Here is a 19,075-nt window from a genome sequence, read left to right as displayed (position 1 = left end):
GGTTAGTTTGCTTTGAGAGAAAAATATTTAAGAATTCTCAACGAATTCAAAAGTACGGGGAATTTGCTCAATAATATCTGATGCTATGGTTCCCTGAAATCTGATTTTTCCTGCATATTCTCCTGCTAGTCCATGATAAAAAACTCCGCAGATAGCTGCATTTTCAGGACTATAGCCCATTCCCAAAAAAGCTGTGATCATTCCTGTCAGGACATCTCCAGCCCCACCAGTAGCCATAAAATGCGTCCCAGTACTATTGAAAAGCTGTCTTCCATCAGGAAGGCTTATCAATGTATTTGCTCCTTTGAGCACAAGAACAATCTGATAGTTCTTTGCAAGATCTGAAGCTTTCTTCATCCGGTCAGGATGATTGACGCAGTTGCCAACTAGCCGCTCAAACTCACCCAAATGAGGAGTAAGAATTGAGTTTTTTGGAAGAAGTGACATCAATTCCGGATTTCTTGACAATACATTCAATGCATCTGCATCTAAGACCATCGGCTTTGAAAAGGATTTAAGTAAAAACTCCAGTTGCTTTTCTCGGTTGTCAACTCCCCAGCCAGGCCCTACACCGATCGAATCAAAAGCATCCAAATCTTTGAAATCTTCCCCAATAACCATGGCTTCGGGAACTGAGGCTTGTATGATAAAACGTTCTGATTCATCAATTTGACAAGTCACAAGACCCGCCCCAGTCCGCAGTGCACTTTTTGCGGATAAAACGACGGCTCCCATTTTCCCCAGACTTCCCCCAATCAGCAATATTCTCCCAAAATCTCCCTTGTGCGAGAATCGGTGAAACCGTTTGTGTCTCTCTGGGATGTCCTTCTTTTGGGTATAAAATATATCAGATTCAAACTCTTGGTATAAACTATCGGCTATTCCAATATCTACCAGTACTAACTCACCAACGACTTGGGCGTTTTCGGGAAATAATAAGGAAAGCTTAGGAAAGGCAAATGTGACCGTGTAATCCGCACATGCAACCAAACTCTTATCATTTACAACTCCCTCTGATAAAAGACCGCTGGGAATATCTATGGCTATTTTTAATCCTCGCTGCTTATTCCAAGAATCAACTATCGGACGAGCCGAGTCTCTCAACTTGCCTTTCAAGCCAACTCCTAAGAAAGCGTCTATAAATATACCTTTAGAGGGAAAGTCAAAATCTTCAAAGCTTACTTTGCTTACGCCTTCTGGTAATCTGTCAAAATTGATTTTGGCATCAGCAGAAATATCAACTTCATCATTGAAACAAAGCACTACCGTTACCTGATAGTTTCTTTGCTGTAAATGCCTGGCAATTCCAAGACCATCTCCTCCATTATTTCCACCACCCACATAGATGAAAATTTCTTGACCAGTAAATTTCTGTTCCTCAAACCAATGGATAAAGCCTAGAACTGCTGTTTCCATCAGTTCATAGCTTGACTGCCCACTTCTTTTGCAATGCATCTGGTCCAGTTTGCTGACAGCGTCTCCTTTAAGAATCCGTATCATAAAACCTCCTCTGTTTTTACAGCTAATTCACGTTTTGGAATAGAAACTAAAAATAAAAACCCTAAGCCTACAAGAAAGAAAATCCCAAGTGAAAGTGCCGAATTCCGCATGCTTCCTGTTAGTTGTTCGATTGCACCGTAGGAAAAGGTACCGAGCACAATTGCCATTTTTTCAGTGACATCATAAAAACTGAAAAAGCTGGCATGATCCGTAGTGCTTTGAGGAATCAATTTGGAATAGGTAGATCTAGAAAGGGACTGAATCCCCCCCATCACAAGACCGACCACAAAGGCCAAAGCAAAAAACTCATACACATTGTAAACATAGTATGCTGCAGCACAAATCATCGTCCAAATTAGAACCATGATGATAAGGCTAGTTTTGTTTCCGAATTTCTTCGAGATGAAAGCAAAAAGATAACTACCAATAATAGCCACGAATTGGATAATGAGAATGGTAATTATTAATTGATCTCCAGGCAGTCCAAGTTCTTTGTCTCCAAAGGTGGCGGCTAGGTACATGACCGTCTGAACCCCCATGGAATAGAAGAAAAAAGAAGCTAGAAATCGCTTTGTAAAGGGCATCTGTTTGATCAAACGAAAAACTTTTCTTATTTCCTGATAACCAGAAAAGAACAATTCCCTCTTTATTCTTTTATTGTAAGGATTTTTAGGAAGGTATCTGAAGGTGATTTGGGAAAACCCAGCCCACCAGACTCCAGTAATCAAAAAAGAAATCCTAGCAGCCATCCCCCCTTCAGGAATACCAAAAAGATGAGGCATTTGAATCATTAAAAGGTTCACTACCAAGAGCACCACACTTCCAATATATCCGAGGGCAAAGCCTTTGGCACTTAGTAAATCGTACTCATCCTCTTTTGATATCTCAGGAAGAAAAGCATTATAGAACACAATACTCCCCGCATAACCAACACTTGCTGTTACGCTACAGATAATTCCCCATTCCAAATTATCTCCCTCAAAAAAGAAAAGACCTACACAGGCGACAGAACCTAGATAGGCAAAAAACTTCATGAATTCGAGTTTCTTCCCACTACTATCGGCTATACCAGATAGAATAGGAGAGATCAAAGCTATAACTAGAAAGGAAAAAGATATAGAATACGAATACAGAACCGTATTGATGATTTCAAATCCAAAAAATGAAACAAGTTCTGATCCGTCAATTCCTTTAGTAACGGAATTGTAATAAACTGGAAAAATGGTAGATGTAATGACTAGGCTATATACCGAATTTGCCCAATCATACATGGCCCAGGCATTTTGAACTTGCCGCTTATTTTTTATCAGGACTGCCATTATAGAAAAAAAGCTATCTCTTTGGGGAGATAGCTTTAATTTTTAAAGTATTTCTAAATTAATTATTCACAACTTTTCCTACTGAAGCGTAAAGAACTCGTCTTGCATCCGCTTCTCTAAGTTCTGTCTGAACATCAGAGATTGGACCCATTTTCACGTCCTTATCTACCTTCATAGAGATTGTAATCATTCCTCTATCTGCTTCTGGCAAGGCATCACGCTCTCTGTTAACCCACTGTACAATATCTGCCGGGGTCAAAAGAGCATCATTAGCTTGCACTCTTGGCTCAGAACCATACAAGGCTGTGTTTTTTGGCTTACCAATGTACACGTACGAGATAAGAGTTTTCTTCTGAAGCTTCTGAAGCTGTGTAGCCTGAGGAATCTTTTGCTCTACCAAGATTTCCTGCTCTCTCAATACTGTCGTCACCATGAAGAAGAACAACAGCATAAAGATAATATCAGGAAGGGCTGAAGTAGGGATGTTCTCCGATGTTTTGGTTTTTTTCTTAAACTTTCCCATATCAACTTCCAATTTTATCAGGTTCTGCAATAGAAATCGCCATTGGAATACCTTCTTTTCCTTTGTCGATGAGCGCTTTTTCAGCATCGTCATTTCCAGGAAGTGTTCGATATTCGGCGGTTTCGAGATTTACTCGCTCTGCATAGATGTCAAAGTAAGCTTTCTTTGCCAAGTCAAATACTTCCAAGTACTTCTCATAAGAGGTTCCACGGTTTGTTTTGATAGAGACTACAGCTTCTCCTGGATGGTCTGAAGACTCTGGATCACGTGCAGCTTGAGCTCGCAATGACTGTGGAAGCGAGTTGAATAATGCTTGTGCATCTTCATCTGGAGCTCCGAAATTCAAAACGAAAGCTTTGATATCTTCATCTAATCCTTCTGCAGATTCACGATATTCACCTTCTACTAGTAGGTCATCATTCGCATTGACAAGAATGGTAAAGATGTTTCGTTCGTTTTTATCAATTTCTGGAGGTGGATTATTCGGATCCAACTTCGGAGGCAGTACGTTTAAGATACCTTTGTCCGAAGCGATCGTCGTGGTCACGAGAAAGAAAATCAAAAGTAGGAAGGCAATATCTGCCATCGAACCTGCATTGACTTCCTGACTCATTCTGCTTTTACTTTTAGCCATAATTATTTGATAGCTTTATTGAGTTCCGTAAATACAATTCCTACCAATGCTACAATCGCTAATACATATGTGGTAATCAACATACCACCTACAAACTGCGAACCTGTTGGAGTTAGGTTGAACGGATCTGCTTCAAACTTAGGAAGTACTTCATTACTAGAAATCGAGTATGCGATAAAGAACAATACTACGATTCCGATGATGCCAACCACTGTTTTTAGCAAAGATTTTGGATTGTCCAGAGACTTAATAAGCGGCATAACGATCGCAAAGAAAGCCCCAGCAATTACTAGACCGTATCCAGCATAAAGGAAAATGTCATAAGTATCCATAATGTTTCTTCTTTGGAGTTTTAGAATTTAATAAGGAAATGCTACAAAAGACGGATTACTTACCAGTCAATTTGTGCTTTACAAGCATGTCCACCAAAGAGATGGATGCATCTTCCATATCGTTCACCAAAGAATCGATTTTTGCAACGCAATAGTTGTAGAATAGCTGAAGGATAATCGCAACGATCAAACCTGCTACGGTTGTCAAAAGGGCGATTTTAATACCGCCTGCTACTAGGGATGGAGAGATATCACCGGCTGCTTCGATAGAGTCGAATGCACCAATCATACCGATTACGGTACCCATGAAACCAAGCATTGGAGCCAAGGAGATGAATAGCGAGATCCATACTAGACCTTTTTCCAAACGACCCATTTCTACGGAACCGTAGGCGATGATTGACTTCTCCACCATCTCGATGCCTTCTGAGTATCTCATCAGACCTTGAGTAAAGATGGAAGCAACCGGGCCTTTGGTGCTCTTAGTAACATCCTTAGCTGCTTCAATTCCTCCCGAAGCTAGCGCATCTTCTACCTTTGCCAAAAGCTTCTTGGTATTAGTAGTAGATAAATTGAGGGTAATGATTCTTTCTAACGCTACAGCAAGTCCCAAAATAAGACAAACCAAAACTGGCGTCATAAAGACAGGGTCTCCTTCGATAAACTTCTCTTTAACGACTTGGTGGAAACTCTGCTCCTCAGCTACGATCTCGTCGTCAACTACAGTGGGAGAATCTTGTGCGATTGCGAATACAGGTGCGAACAGGATTCCTGCAAGCATGAACAAAGCGATTAACTTTCTCATAATGTGATTTTTAAATAGACTTTTGATAAAGGTTAAATGGTTTCTAGACTAAAATCGAGTTTTAAAGTTATCATTTTTTGAATTCAAAAAACAATGGGGTCTTTTAGATTTTTGTGAAATATTCAGGCTTTTTGACTCGAATTCGTCAATTTTTACACGAGCGGAAGGAATATTCCATTTTCTAAAATCCCAATAACTCTCTAACTCGATGCTAAAATTTCATTTTTTTCCTGAAACAAAAAATTATTCATGCTAAGATTCCTAAAATTCAAGTCAATAATTATCATAAATCCATCAAATCACCTCTCTATGGATTCTTCAGTAAACTATTGATTGGGTAAAATTTTAAGCAAAAAAGCGCTTACAGGACAATCAAAAGTACTTTTCACCGTCCGATACTTCAAATCAGAGTATTTATTCTTTGTTCAAAATCATTATTCCTTTTTGACCTTTTCAAAACCAAACCCCTGATCAATTCTCCTTCAAAACCGGCAATCTTGAATTTGTGTTCTCCCACCATCGCTCCAACTTGCTCTTCATCTCTGAAACTAAAAACGGTAACTGATTGGCTAGATTCTCTTTTTCTTGTGGATCGGAAACTAAATCAAAAAGCTCCACTCCTTCTCCATCGAAATAATAAATCATTTTGTAATTACCTGAGCGAATAATTGAATAGGGTAAGACATCAGCCCCTCGATAATGAGGGAAATGCCAAAAGAAATCCCGCTCTGGCAATTGACCTTGATTAAGCAAAATCGATTTAAGCGACTGTCCATCTCCCACATTAAAATCCGTTTCCAGAAAATCCAAAATAGTAGGAAGCCAATCCATAGTAATTATTGGGATATCTGAGGATGCCCCACTAGGAATTTGACCTGGTAGGGAAACGATAGTAGGAACCCTAATCCCTCCTTCATAGGGATATCCCTTGAATGATCGAAGGCCAAGATTGACCGTGACGGGATTATCCGGGTTACCTACCAGACCTCCATTATCGGAAGTGAAAATAATAAGCGTGCTTTCACGAAGGCCCAATTGGTCTAGCTTACTTATCACTTTCCCTACATTTTGATCCAAGTTTTCTATCAAAGCCGCGTAAGTTGGGTTTCGCTGTATGCCGGGTAGTTTATTTTGATATTTCTTCACCAAAACTTCTGGCCCCATTATGGGCGTATGAACCGCATAAGGAGCCCAGTGAATAAAAAATTTATTCTCTTGATTTTGGATGAAATTGATGATCTCACTTCCTTCTCGATCGGTCAAAAACTCCCCTTCCTGTCTTGCCGGCAGGTTTTTAATCACATAATCCGGATTTGGATTTGATGAAATATAGGGATCGAAGTAACTGGGTGGCTGCCCTAAATCATTTCCGCCAATATTCATATCAAAGCCTTGGTCCTCCGGATGAAATCCTTCTTCTCCCAAATGCCACTTCCCTACATGCAAGGTACTATAATCCATGGATTGTAGACGCTCAGGTAGAGTCACTTCCTCTAGTGGCAGATAGCCCTGTATTTTTGGAGTCTTCATGGATCTATCTTCGAAAATCTCATATTCTCCCTCCTTACCAGAAGTCGAGTAACCTTGGAATTTTGCGCGAATCCAATCTGTAATTCCCAATCTCGCCGGGTATTTGCCAGTCAGTAATGCCGCTCGGGTTGGGGAGCAAATAGCTGCTGCAGCGTAGGACTGAGTAAAAAGCATCCCTTCAGCGGCCAATCGATCTATATTAGGAGTCTCATAGAAATCACTTCCATAAACACCTAAATCTGAAGCACCCAGATCATCGACATGAATAATTAAAATATTTAAGTCTTTTTTCTGAGCAATCGACTGCCCAAAAACCACCATTAAAGCCAAAAAAGTAACTATTTGTAGCACTCGCATATTTCCTTGATTGAATCTTATGGATAAGATAAAATCTTTTCATTAAAAATTTCAGCTTTTGCTAAGTCAGCTCCCGTAAATAGAATTGATTTGATTTTCGAGTGCTGGTAAATTCAGTTTAGTTTCTTCAAGTCAGAGGAATTCGGGAGTGGTAATTTTTACCCTCCCGGCCTCTGCACCAATCGGGAGTTTAGTTGCAGGTTAAATAAATAGCCCCCAAGAAGTATTGGCTACTAATTGGGGGCTTTTGGTTTAAGTATTTTTGGATTCAAATAAACAACAACTTACATCAGTCGCTTAATCGTCCAAACGATAATCGCAAAGAGAAAGATTAGAATAGAAATCTTATTGATTCCATGCATCATTCTCAAATTGAAGTTTGATTTTTGATTAGGATCTGGTTTTTTAAAAACCCGAATGAAGTAATTACCCACTTCACCAAGCTTAAAAAACTCCTTTACTTTATTTTTTTCGGCCATTTTTTCCATTTTGTCTTAGAACAGGTCCAGATTCAGAATAGTTTACAATTTCAGCTAAAATCAAAGGTTTTTAAATAGCCTCAGGTTCGGACCACATCCCATCTTCCCGGATGATCTCAATCAGCTCATCAACAGCCTTTTCTGAAGGTACCGAACGCTTGATCACTTCTTTCCCTTTGTACAAAGTGATCTTTCCTTTTCCTGAACCCACATAGCCATAATCCGCATCTGCCATTTCACCGGGACCATTGACTATGCAACCCATGATTCCGATTTTTACTCCTTTTAGATGGTCAGTGCGTTTTCTGATCATAGCCGTTGTTTCCTGAAGGTCAAAAAGCGTTCTACCACAAGAAGGACAGGAAATATATTCGGTCTTGGACATTCGGGTTCTAGCTGCTTGAAGTACGCCAAAAGACACATTGTTGTGTAGCTTGATTTGCTCCAAGACCTCTTCTCTGGTATGTGCTTTTTCCTTTTCTAGGGAAATCAGAATCCCGTCTCCCATTCCATCTACCAAAAGTCCACCCACGTCAGTCGCTGCATACAGCATGGTCTGATCGGCTGTTTGGTCTGGATAACTTACTTTGACCACAACAGGAACCTGAATTTGCTGATCCATTAAGGATACAAAAGCCCTTCTGAGTGCTGGCATGCCGTGAGCATTGGATGTCTTTAAAATCAGTACCAGATCCTTGCGGTTTCGAATTGATTGGATAACCTCGGACACTTGCGTATCAAAAACTTCAAGGAAATTCAATTGAGGATGAAAGTCCTGTGCAGATTGAAATTCATCCAAAGTGTACCTAGGATAGATATTTTCCCGAGTTTGACTTTCTTCCCAAGTGGCGAAATTTTGGATTTCCCGCATGCCGTTTGGCAACATAAAAGGAATGGGATGATCTCCTGAATACACGAAATCACATCCGAGATCATTCATTTTCCATTTATCCAGCTCAGGAAGGTAAAAATGACCAACTGCCTTCATTTCCTTCTCCGTAATTCCGTCAATACGGGAAATATCTGTAATAACCCGAGGTACATTCTGCCCACCAAAATTGTAAATCTCAGCTGACTCACGCTTGGTATGCTCAAAAGGAGTAATCGGATACTTCTCAATAGGATCGATAGTAGCATGAGGCAATCTTGAAATGTATCGGTCAATGAGTGCTTTCGCAACCGGTGCCTCAAACTCAGGGTCTTCTGTCAAGGAAACCCGCACCGTATCACCAAGACCATCTTCTAGCAGGGTACCGATTCCCACGGCTGATTTGATCCGGCCATCTTCAGCCTCTCCTGCTTCGGTTACCCCCAAATGAAGCGGGTAAGGCTTAAATCCTCCTTCATTTAGCTTTTGCACAAGCAGACGATAAGCCTGCACCATGACTTGAGTATTGGAGGACTTCATCGAGATCACGATGTCATGATAATTTTCATCCTCACAAATCCTCAAAAACTCCAAAGCCGATTCAACCATCCCTAATGGGGTGTCGCCATAGCGGCTCATAATCCGATCTGAAAGCGAACCATGATTAGTCCCGATTCGCATAGCAGTACCATTTTCCTTGCAGATTTTCACCAAAGGCAAAAAACGCTCTCGGATTCGCGCTAGCTCTTCCTGGTAACTTTCATCGGTATATTCGATTACCTCAAACTTCTTCTTGTCAGCATAATTTCCCGGATTGATCCGGACTTTCTCCACAATACCAGCTGCAATTTCTGCAGCATTTGGAGTAAAGTGAATATCTGCTACCAAAGGAGTGTTGTAACCACGCTTTCTAAGTTCATCTCTAATATTTCTAAGATTTTCAGCTTCCTTGATACTAGGTGCAGTGATACGGATTAGTTGACATCCACTTTCGATCATTCGGATGCATTGCTCCACAGAGCCTATGGTATCCATGGTATCCACTGTGGTCATAGATTGGACCACTATAGGATTATCTCCTCCGATGATGACATCTCCTACGCGTACCGGGATAGTCTTTCGTCTGTTATAGGATGTGAGGCTGTCGCAATAGTTTAGCTCCGCAGTTTGAATGGTTGGGTTCATAGTATCAGATATCTCCGAGTTGTGGTCGAATGGTAATTTCCTCAACAACCGAGGCAGGAGAAAGGTTATAAGCTGCCCAAACGGTATCAGCTACATCCTCGGCTTTCATAAAACGCTCAATAGGCAGATCCACTCCCTCCCAGCTCGCAGTAAAGGTCGCTCCTGGAAGGATAGATGTCACCTTGATTCCAAATGGTTTCATTTCTTCCCGCAGACACTTGGTCATTCCCAACATGGCCCATTTGGATATTGCATAACTACCTCCATTAGGATAGGCAGTCGTCCCAGCTATTGATCCCATACTAAATACATGCCCTGATTTGCTCTCCATCATTTGAGGAAGAATGGCTCGTACGAGGTAATAAGCTGAGTATAAATTCGTCTCCATCATGAGTTCAAAATTACCTTCTGGCTCTTCATGAATGGCTCCTGGAAGAAATACGCCTGTGTTATTCACCAAGACATCTATCTTAGAAAATTCATTGGCTTTTTGTGCCAAATTCATTACTTCTTCCTTTTTAGAAAGATCAGCTTGAACAGTCAGTACTCTTACATCTGAATTGATAGCTTGAAGCTCTTTCTCTAAGGTTTGTAAGTCATCAGCGTTTCTGGCGCAGGTAATTATATCAAATCCTTCTTTTGCAAACCGGAGACAAATAGCCCTTCCGATGCCTTTTGTTCCGCCTGTGACGAGGATACATTTTCCCATTAGATTGTTCGTGTTTTAATAGTTAGTATGACAACTATCTAGCAGTGGCAAAGTTACATTTTTTTATCAAAAGAGTGCCGAGACTTGCATCCTTCCAACATGAACTACTCGATCAAGGCCCTGAGAATTCCTGCCTTCGTAGACCAAATTCATCTGAAGTCCCTCACCGATTTTCTGAAGCCAATTGAGGGACCAAGTAATATTAGTACCCGGTGTCAAGGCTTGGAGCATTTCATAACCGACCGGAGAATTAACCACGCCATTGTAGTCTATCTCGATCCATTTAAGATTCGCAGTCAAAGTCGTCTTAATGGCTTTTGCAAGTCGAAAATCCATTCCTGTCTGATGAAGTATGGCTCTTTCATCCAATTCCAAGTTGGAAGTATTTTGCTTTTGGGTATAAGAATAGGTTGCCGTAGCCCTAAAAGAAGGGCTGGGCTGCCATGCCAATTCAGGCCCTGTATTCAATTGCTTGATTATGAAGTTTCGATTATCCAAAAAGTCAGAACTAGCAGCCTTCTCTCCGATGCTACCTACCCATCTCAAAGTAAGAAGACCACCAAAATTGACCCGCGAATTGATCCGCCAATCCTTTTGAATTTGATCTTCAAAGCCTCCTGCCAATAATTGCTTGATTTGAGAATCAAAGTAAGAAAGATCCAAGCCGTATTTAGCCGAGGCACGATTAAAGAAGAAACTGGACCGCAGCACCTGTCTGAGTGACAAGATGTCCTCCCGGTTCACCGAGCCAATGAAGGGGTTAATCCGATCCAGAAAATTATTTGAACTCACCTTTTTTTCAACACTTAGACTTGATGTATTAGAAAATTTAGCAAGCCAAGCTTTCAGGCCCCCTTCTTCTTGCCAACTGGCTGGAAACTTTGCCTGGAGTCTATAATTGAGCAGGGTGGTATAAGCTTGAACATAGGTGTCAGTCGGTACGAAGATCTTTACATACAGCTTTTCTTCTGGATTGATCGCTAGGTAAAACTCATTCAATTGCTGAATTCCATCGCCATTGTCATCCCGCCAAGTATGCGTCCCATCTCCATTCGGAGCCGGTATAAAAATATACTCCCGCTGAAGCTCCCTACCGTTTCCTAGGGCATAACTTAGCTCACTGCGAATCAGATTTTTTGCAATAGATCCCAAGTAGTCGACCTTACCCATGACAGTCAATTCCTCCGGCAGGTCTCTTCGAATGTATTCGATAGTCCTGTAAGTGAAAGTCGACTGGAGACTGTGATTTTGCCATTGCTTTTGGAATCTTGCATTGGCTGTGAAAGCCCGGGTATCGGTCTCGAGTTCTCCCTCAAAAGGTGCTCTATCTTCTCGCCAGGCAGCATCTATTCGGAATTTCGTTTTTAAGCTATCCTGATTCTGCAGGAAAATTAAGTGCTCCTGAAAATTCATCGCAGTACCCAAAACCGAATCACTCTCGACCGCAATCACTGCATTTCTATCCAAGGAATAGCGATATCCTGGGACAAGAATTTTGGACTTGTAAGTAATCTCTCCGAGGTAGCGCTGCCAGTCTGAGCGGATGCTATCCTGATCACTTTTCAGTAGAAAAAACTCATTTCGAAGCCGAATTCTATGCCCAATCTCTGTATTCCAGTTGGCCTTGTGCTGTTGTCCTCTGAGCATCTTTGCTCTATTTCGAAGGTAAAGCTGATAGTCAAAGCGATTGAATGCATCCTTTTCCAAACTGACATCTGCTCTGAAAAGTCGCTCAGCAGCAGCCGTAGCGTTCACAACCGTAGGGTCTATGCCCCAATCCCGATCAAATTCAATATATCGGAAACGATCAATGAAATTAAAGTTGGTAGAGTTGTACTCGAATTCTGCACCCGAACGCAGCGTATATTCTGGCAAAAAATTCAATTTTCTTCCTTCCGAACTTAAACCGACTTTCCAGCCGAGTCCCTGATTATCCTCATCATCTATTTCAGAGAATAAATTCCGATCACGGGAAGACCAAGCTAGCTCAGAATAGATTTTCTCCTTTTCCCCAAGTTTTATTCGGGTACCTGCGGTGAGCATTCGCCGGCTATCTGGTGCAGGAAGTTGGGTCAAAATAGAATAATCCCCCTGTGGCTGACCATTTACACGCGGCACATATTCGAACACGGTCCCATTCGCCAATTGATTGACACGGCGATAATCTCCATTCCCATTCCCTACCAAGGAGAAAGCAAGTTCAAAATGCGCTACGGCTGGGTCGGTGCTGTACCGATAATAGGTAAAAGCCACTCCGGCTCCATCCAATTCTGTGATCCGCTCATAGAGAATTTTACTGGGATCATAGGCTACCGAATCTATTCTCGGAATGACGGCATTTTGAACCTGATCTCCCACACTACTCAGTAGACTCAATTCTTCCTGAGAAAACTCTGTGAATAATGGCCTGTTTCGGTTATCTCTCTCCTGATAATAATTGAAATAGAGATCGACATTGCCCTTACTTTGGATATGATTGGCTCCGATTATGGATCTGGAAAAATTCCGCTCTGCGTATTCAAAGTCAACGCGTATTCGGGAAAATTGAGTGATCAGAACGGAGGGTGTAAAAGTGATTTCAGCCTGATTGTAATCAATGACATAATCAGCATTGAAACCTCGCTGTAGTAATTTCCCGTCAAGAAAAACCCGTTCTGAATTGGCCATGACAATAATGAAGCGCTCATTATTCGGCCCTGTAAGTCGGTAAGGTCCTAAAACCCCTTCAAGAGGAGGAACATTAATGGAAGCGAATTTCCCTTTGGCGACAGAAGCAAAAGCCTGTGTACTGGCCTTCCAACCATTTGCCTGATACTCGGAAGTAAACCGCAAGCCCTGTACATTTTTATAGTATCGCAAAAACTCTGATTCTCGCTGCTGAAGGACCACATCTCCAGCCGAAAGGTTGAAATTTTCATTATACAACTCTATCAACACATTATCAAAATCCTGCAGCTGTTGCGTGTTTCCCTCTGGCTGGAAAGGAACATTCTGATCGGTGATACTGGCACGAATGCGTAGATTTTCAGCTATTTCACCTTCCAATTGCAGATTCAAGGCAGAATTAACAAAGACATTCTGTGTATTTCCCACCGATATTCCGCGTGTCAGACTACCGGATTTATAGAGATTAGTGGTGGGAAAAAGCTCTTCTCGAAAGTCAAAAATCTCTGAATCCACTACCCTATTATCGTAAAAACGAGCAGCCGAATCATAATCAACTCGGAGGCTTCTACGAGCTACTGCTTGATCCCAGCGAAATGGGAAGGTTCGAAAGCAAATACGGATGCTGGAACTTTCAAAATCATCAGGAAAAACAATCTGTATTTGATTGGTATTCAGATCAAAAGACCACCTCAGAGAATCAAACCCATCACCAACTATTCGGATACTTTCCTCAATGACAGAAAGGGAATCTAACTCCAAGCCTTGCTCCAGAAGGACTACCTGATAATCCCTGCACTTCTCCTGTGCCTTCGCTGCTGAAAGCGAAAAGCCGAAGATCAGGAAAAGAAGTATCAAAGTCCTCATAGCCAATCTAGTCCTAGAGACCAAGGTAGCAATTACTACCTATTGTGTGAGGGGGAAAGTTAGATAAAAAGTCGTCCCCTCTCCTATCTTCGTTTCAAACCATATCTTTCCACCCGCTGTCTCTACACCGCTTCTCGCTATGGCGAGGCCCAGTCCTGAGCCTGTGGACTTGGTACTGAAATTCGGGATAAAGATCTTATCACGCAGCTCTTCGGGTATTCCTTTGCCATTATCCGATATCTCTAGAAAGACATCCTGCTCAGTCATCCAAAGCCATACATTGATGACCGGCCGTTTATTCCCTTCTACCGCTTGCACTCCATTAATTATCAGGTTTGAAATCACCCTGCCAAAAAGCTTGTCATCCCCTTGGATGGGTATTTCATTCGTAAATGAATCGTCTTTGAATATCAAATCGAGCCGCTCGTCATTTTTGAACAAGTCCAACACTTTCATTAGCACAGACTTGAAGTTCATTCGCTCGTTTTTCGGAAGCGGCATTTTGGCAAAAGTGGAAAATGAACTGGCAATTCCACTCAGGGCATCCACCTGATGAATCAGGGTTTCGAATGATTCTTTCAACTTCGAAGTGTCATCAAGCCGATCTTGTTGCTGTAGTCTGAGCAAATGCTGAAGCGTAAGCTTCATGGGTGTGAGTGGGTTTTTGATCTCATGGGCTACCTGTTTGGCCATTTCCCTCCAGGCAGATTCCTTCTCAGTAGAAGCTAATACCTTCTTACTTGCTTCTAGCTTGAAAAGCATGTTGTTGTATTCATTGACCAGCATCCCAATTTCATCCTTTGTATCCCAACGCATCGGTTCATTATTTTCAAGATTGGTGGTTTTGAGTTTTTGCGTCAGCAGTCGGAATGGGAAAGTCAAATTCTGCGAAACAAAATAAGACACGATCAAGAACAAGATAAATATCACCACAAAAGCATTGAAGATATTACTCATCACATCTGCGATCAATGAGTTCAATTCCGACTCAGATTCAAAAAATGGAACAGACAAAATCGCTACTTCTTCCTGATCGGAAGGTGGTAAGATGGCTAGATAAACGGATTTATAGCTCAAGGACCCAAGTCTTTCATCCACTAGCAGCTGAATCTGGTTATTCTCTACTATTCCTGCCATTGCGACAGGATTGATGAGTCTAGAGAGGAGCTTCTTATCGAAAATATTTGGCCGATTCGTTGCGATTAATTTCCCACTAGCTTCATATAGATGCAGATCGGCAGCTACCGTATTTGCCAAATTCACTATTTCCTCTTCCAGAGATTCCGGATTGATCTCGGATGGAGAGCGGTCATTGAGAAAATTGACCAGATTACTCCTGATCAAGAAGGCCTTCTGTAAATATTGCTCATCCAAATCTTCCCGATAGCTATTGGCCAGCAGACCAATTGTGATGATAGAAATGATGATGATTGGAAAGAAAAAGGCAAAATTCAGATACAATTGAAGCTTAGTGGAATAATTGATTTCCAGATTTTTAAACCCTTTGAATAAGGAATTGGCCAGAATCGTTAAAAATGTCAAGATGATGAAAATGACAAAGTAGAGCGAAATATTTCCCAAAAAGTACGAGTAAGGTCTATTGGGTGATGAGATCAAAATCAATTCTGAACCATTGACCAACCCTAGATGGTGATAGCCTGCGACATGAATGCCACTCTGAAACAACTTGCTCTCCGTTAACCTGGACTTTAGCTCAGGATTCACATAATTGAATGACCCGAAATTACGGATTAGCTCTTCCTCGCGATAAACCGCATAATCATACTGGACGGGATCCAAGCGTTCATTGTATTCTTTATCCAATAGCAGTCGCGGGTAAACCGAACCCGGCTGAACCCGAAGCTGCCGAAGCTCAAGAAAAACCGTTCCAACGCTATTCTGATCCCGAATGACCGGCACAAAAGCAACAAACTGATTCTTGGGATTGGACTCCTTGCCCCGAATAAAATACAATCCTCGCTGACTAGTCAGGTAATCAGATTTGATGTAAAGATCTCGCAATTCGCTAAGGCTTCGTTCATCCTGCGTATTGATCAAATCCTGACCTTTAGAAGAAAAAACCCGGATATTGACTTCAAATTGATCAAAATAATTATCTAAGTAAATCCTTCTGATCTTTGTCTCGATAGGTTCTTTGGAAAGCAAAGGATCAGCAAGACGATTTTGAATAAATAAATCAGACTGAATCCTTCCAAAAACTTCACCGAGGAAAAACTCCGTCATCACATCACCTTCAATCAAATTTTGATTGGCGAATCGAATTTTTGATTGAATCAGTTCTTCCTTCTCAGTTTGAAAAGTTGCGATACCTGCTATCACGGCACAGATAAAACTCGCAAAGAAGAACGTCAAAAAGGTATTAAGGCCTAAGCGGAAAATATTTTGAAATAGCCTAAAGCGAATAATTGCAGTGAGAAAAAGGATATGGACAGTCCACGCTATTGCCAACCAAATCGAAATAAAACCCAAAACAAGTCCTATGGGTATAGCTGCTAAGTAAAGATATCGGATCAAAATATTCATCTTGATCGCTAGTTCGAATAGTAAGCTGATCAAGGTAAGATTGAGCATCACATAAACTGAAGCCCACAAAAACACGATCAAAAAACTGATCCCTTCAAACCACCCAAAAGTGGGGATAATGGAAATATCCATGGCCCATTGAGAGTTTAGGATAAGATTTTTTGGTAGCACCCAGACCAGGAAAAAGGCCAATGAGCTAAGAAAAACAAAAAAACCAAAAAAGGCCTGCTGCTCTTGGGATGTTTTTAAAATCTTAATCTTGCGATGAAGTAATGGAGAGGCAAATTGAAAAACGATCATTCCTCCAATAGCTACTCCAAATAGGGTATTGATCAATAAGTCACCTAAACTGGAGTTTAGCCAAGAAGAGGCGAAGTTGGATGGATCAAATAATGGCAGGTTGAAATAAGAACCTGGAAAACCTAATACCAACATGACCAACCTAAAGGCTAAAAGTACTAAGCTCCCGTAGCCAATCGCTTGCCATCTTCTTCCTTGTTTCCATTTCCGAATTACAAAATCCGAACTCAGTAGGAAATACAATAGGAAAACCGAAGTGAAAAAGATGAGAATGGCGGGGTTGGAAAGCCGACCTGATGACTGGTATCCATATTCAAAAGCTACTCCGAATAGCGGGATGCCTGCCGCATTACTTACCAAGAAAGGGCTTTGGCTATCTGGATCGCTGAGCTGAATTGCATCGTTCCCAAATACTCGACGGTTTACACCGGTGCGCAGATAGTCATTTTGAATGGATCCTGGCCAAAAAAGCCTAAATGCATGGACTACGTAATAACTGTTCCCATTTCTGGTAAACTTTCGGCTCTTGGTCAGAAAAGTACCATATGGATCCTCTATGAATTGATATTCCTGATTTGGGATAAGCGTCTCCAAATTGAAGCTCACTGAAAAATCTGACCAATACAAAAGCTTCTTTGACTCATCAAGAATGAAAAAGGGGTGGATGGAGCTTTTAGAAGAAATATTCTCAAAACTCAATGCCTCATCAGGTCTTACCTCCATGAGAATCTGCACGAAATCCATGTCGAACTCCCGATCGATCTCATAGATTTCCTCCTGTACATCTTCAAAAAAAGCCTCTTCCTCACTTTTCTGAAAGAAAAAGAAATTCAGTATCAATACTGCAAGGAGCAAGAAGGCGCTGACAAGTATGATCAGCCGTTTGAATTTTTGAAGCATTTCCCTAAAAATAAAAAAAGCAAAGTCTTGTATCAAACTTTGCTTTCCATCAGACTATCGAATAGCCAGTTTATTTTTCCGTTTTTTCGCCGCCCGATACCAAAGTATGCCAATTACCAAGGCAATGGTATAAGGCATAGCGAATAAATATAAAATCCCCGTATTCAATCCTGCGCCAATAGAAGTATCTCCATTACTGACATTATTCTCTACAGAAGCTCGACACATAGCACACTGAGCCCAGGTAGCTAATTGGAATCCGAAGAATAGTAATGTAAATAGGGTGATTTTCAATCTCATTGTTCCTTACTTTTTTAATAAGTTACTGAATATAGTACGGAGAAATCATCAAATAAACAATTACCCCCGTGACAGAAACATAAAGCCAAATCGGATAAGCAAATTTAACAACCTTCCGGTGTTTAGCCCGCTGATCTGTATACCCATAGTAATAAGCGAAAAGAATTGGAAAAAGTGCCACAGCTGCAAAAACAATGTGTGTAATGAGCAAGAAGTAATATACTGAGCGAATCCAACCCTCTCCACCGAAAGAAGTACTCTCAGCAGAACCATGGTAGATCACATAGGAAACTAGGAAGATCGCGCCTAGTGCCATCGCAACGGACATAGTCGCACCATGATAGGCGTATTTCTTTTGCTTGACGAAAATCAAAGCAACAATGAGTGCAACACTAGCTGCAGAATTAATCACTGCATTTAAATGAGGTAGGAAGTAAACCCATTCTGCACCAACATTAATTTTGGAGGGCATGAATAGCAGAATAGCTACAACCACCGGAATCAGAATGGAAATGATGATGATCCAAGATTTTACTTTGGATTCATTTTCTAGTAATGAATTAACTTTTTCCATGTAAAAGCACTTTTGTCTCAAGTATTAACAAATCTACGTCCTCTCTGTTTGTCCCGCTATAGTAACCGCGAATTCTACCCTGTTCATCTATCAGGGCAAACTTATCACTGTGGATAAAATCATCCGGATTTCCCATCCCATCGACTGTAGGCAGTACAAATCCACACTTCGCTAACTGATAGGTTTCTTCAGGTGGTCCAGTAAGAAAATGCCACTTACCCCGGATGGCTCCATGTTTATCGGCATACTCCTTCAAAACTTCAGGCGTATCATAAGTTGGATCAATACTGATAGACATGATTTGCACGGCCGGTTCATCCCTGAACATATCATTCACTCGCTCCATTTCTTTGGACATAATGGGGCAGATACTAGGACAGGAAGTAAAGAAAAAATCCACGATGGTAATTTTTCCTTCCATTTCAGTTCGTCCTACCGCTTCACCATCTTGGTTGGTGAAGGTAAACTCAGGAATATAATGTTGGGTACTGTCATTAGGCGGACATTCCATGAAAGGGTTGCTTACACCATTTTCATAAAACACCGGGAGATCGTATTGGTTTTCTCCAAAATTCCTGAGAAACATAATAATCAAAACAGGAATCAGTAGAATACAAACCAATACTAAACCTTGTAAAATTCGTAAACTTCTCATCGTGGCTTCATAACAAAAAAGTAGGTTGAA

The 19,075-nt window shown here is 41.2% G+C and carries 15 protein-coding genes; all 15 read right to left on the bottom strand.

What is annotated here, in order from left to right:
* Positions 1–27: 27 nt before the first annotated feature.
* The gene (locus OU792_RS11715; RefSeq protein ID WP_134199847.1) at positions 28–1,500 is read right to left on the bottom strand and encodes an NAD(P)H-hydrate dehydratase; all 1,473 of its coding nucleotides are present in this window, start codon (positions 1,498–1,500) and stop codon (positions 28–30) included.
* Positions 1,497–2,819, bottom strand: a complete 1,323-nt coding sequence (locus OU792_RS11710; protein WP_134199846.1) for an MFS transporter — start codon at positions 2,817–2,819, stop codon at positions 1,497–1,499. The genes OU792_RS11715 and OU792_RS11710 overlap by 4 nt, the downstream gene beginning before the upstream one ends.
* Before the next feature lie 58 nt (positions 2,820–2,877).
* The gene (locus OU792_RS11705) at positions 2,878–3,342 is read right to left on the bottom strand and encodes an ExbD/TolR family protein (protein WP_024283440.1); all 465 of its coding nucleotides are present in this window, start codon (positions 3,340–3,342) and stop codon (positions 2,878–2,880) included.
* A 1-nt stretch (position 3,343) separates the two neighbouring features.
* The gene (locus tag OU792_RS11700; RefSeq protein ID WP_134199844.1) at positions 3,344–3,976 is read right to left on the bottom strand and encodes an ExbD/TolR family protein; all 633 of its coding nucleotides are present in this window, start codon (positions 3,974–3,976) and stop codon (positions 3,344–3,346) included.
* A 2-nt stretch (positions 3,977–3,978) separates the two neighbouring features.
* Positions 3,979–4,200, bottom strand: coding sequence for a hypothetical protein (locus OU792_RS11695; RefSeq protein ID WP_342453733.1), 222 nt, complete (start codon positions 4,198–4,200; stop codon positions 3,979–3,981).
* A gap of 163 nt (positions 4,201–4,363) precedes the next feature.
* Entirely contained in the window at positions 4,364–5,113 is a 750-nt protein-coding gene (locus tag OU792_RS11690; RefSeq protein ID WP_026946985.1) for a MotA/TolQ/ExbB proton channel family protein, read from the bottom strand.
* Between the two features lie 471 nt (positions 5,114–5,584).
* Positions 5,585–7,000, bottom strand: a complete 1,416-nt coding sequence (locus OU792_RS11685; protein WP_274670258.1) for a sulfatase — start codon at positions 6,998–7,000, stop codon at positions 5,585–5,587.
* A 284-nt stretch (positions 7,001–7,284) separates the two neighbouring features.
* Positions 7,285–7,479, bottom strand: coding sequence for a DUF6728 family protein (locus tag OU792_RS11680; RefSeq protein WP_026946986.1), 195 nt, complete (start codon positions 7,477–7,479; stop codon positions 7,285–7,287).
* Between the two features lie 70 nt (positions 7,480–7,549).
* Complete coding sequence (gene ispG / locus OU792_RS11675; RefSeq protein ID WP_274670257.1) at positions 7,550–9,532, bottom strand: (E)-4-hydroxy-3-methylbut-2-enyl-diphosphate synthase; 1,983 nt, start codon at positions 9,530–9,532, stop codon at positions 7,550–7,552.
* A 4-nt stretch (positions 9,533–9,536) separates the two neighbouring features.
* Positions 9,537–10,241 (bottom strand): SDR family oxidoreductase, encoded by a 705-nt coding sequence (locus OU792_RS11670; protein WP_274670256.1) that lies wholly within the window; start codon positions 10,239–10,241, stop codon positions 9,537–9,539.
* A gap of 66 nt (positions 10,242–10,307) precedes the next feature.
* The gene (locus OU792_RS11665; RefSeq protein WP_274670255.1) at positions 10,308–13,772 is read right to left on the bottom strand and encodes a hypothetical protein; all 3,465 of its coding nucleotides are present in this window, start codon (positions 13,770–13,772) and stop codon (positions 10,308–10,310) included.
* Between the two features lie 39 nt (positions 13,773–13,811).
* The gene (locus OU792_RS11660) at positions 13,812–17,516 is read right to left on the bottom strand and encodes an ATP-binding protein (protein ID WP_274670254.1); all 3,705 of its coding nucleotides are present in this window, start codon (positions 17,514–17,516) and stop codon (positions 13,812–13,814) included.
* A 54-nt stretch (positions 17,517–17,570) separates the two neighbouring features.
* Positions 17,571–17,816: a hypothetical protein gene (locus tag OU792_RS11655; protein ID WP_024283452.1), complete on the bottom strand. Its 246-nt coding sequence runs from the start codon at positions 17,814–17,816 to the stop codon at positions 17,571–17,573.
* Between the two features lie 22 nt (positions 17,817–17,838).
* Entirely contained in the window at positions 17,839–18,390 is a 552-nt protein-coding gene (locus OU792_RS11650) for a DUF420 domain-containing protein (RefSeq protein ID WP_134199835.1), read from the bottom strand.
* A complete protein-coding gene (locus OU792_RS11645; RefSeq protein ID WP_274670253.1) occupies positions 18,377–19,045 on the bottom strand; it encodes an SCO family protein in 669 nt (222 codons plus the stop codon). The genes OU792_RS11650 and OU792_RS11645 overlap by 14 nt, the downstream gene beginning before the upstream one ends.
* Between the last annotated feature and the right edge of the window lie 30 nt (positions 19,046–19,075).

It is taken from the genome of Algoriphagus sp. NF (assembly GCF_028823735.1).
Lineage (GTDB): Bacteria > Bacteroidota > Bacteroidia > Cytophagales > Cyclobacteriaceae > Algoriphagus > Algoriphagus marincola.
Note: the sequence above shows the minus strand (reverse complement) of the source record. Positions and strands in the feature narration are given on the sequence as shown.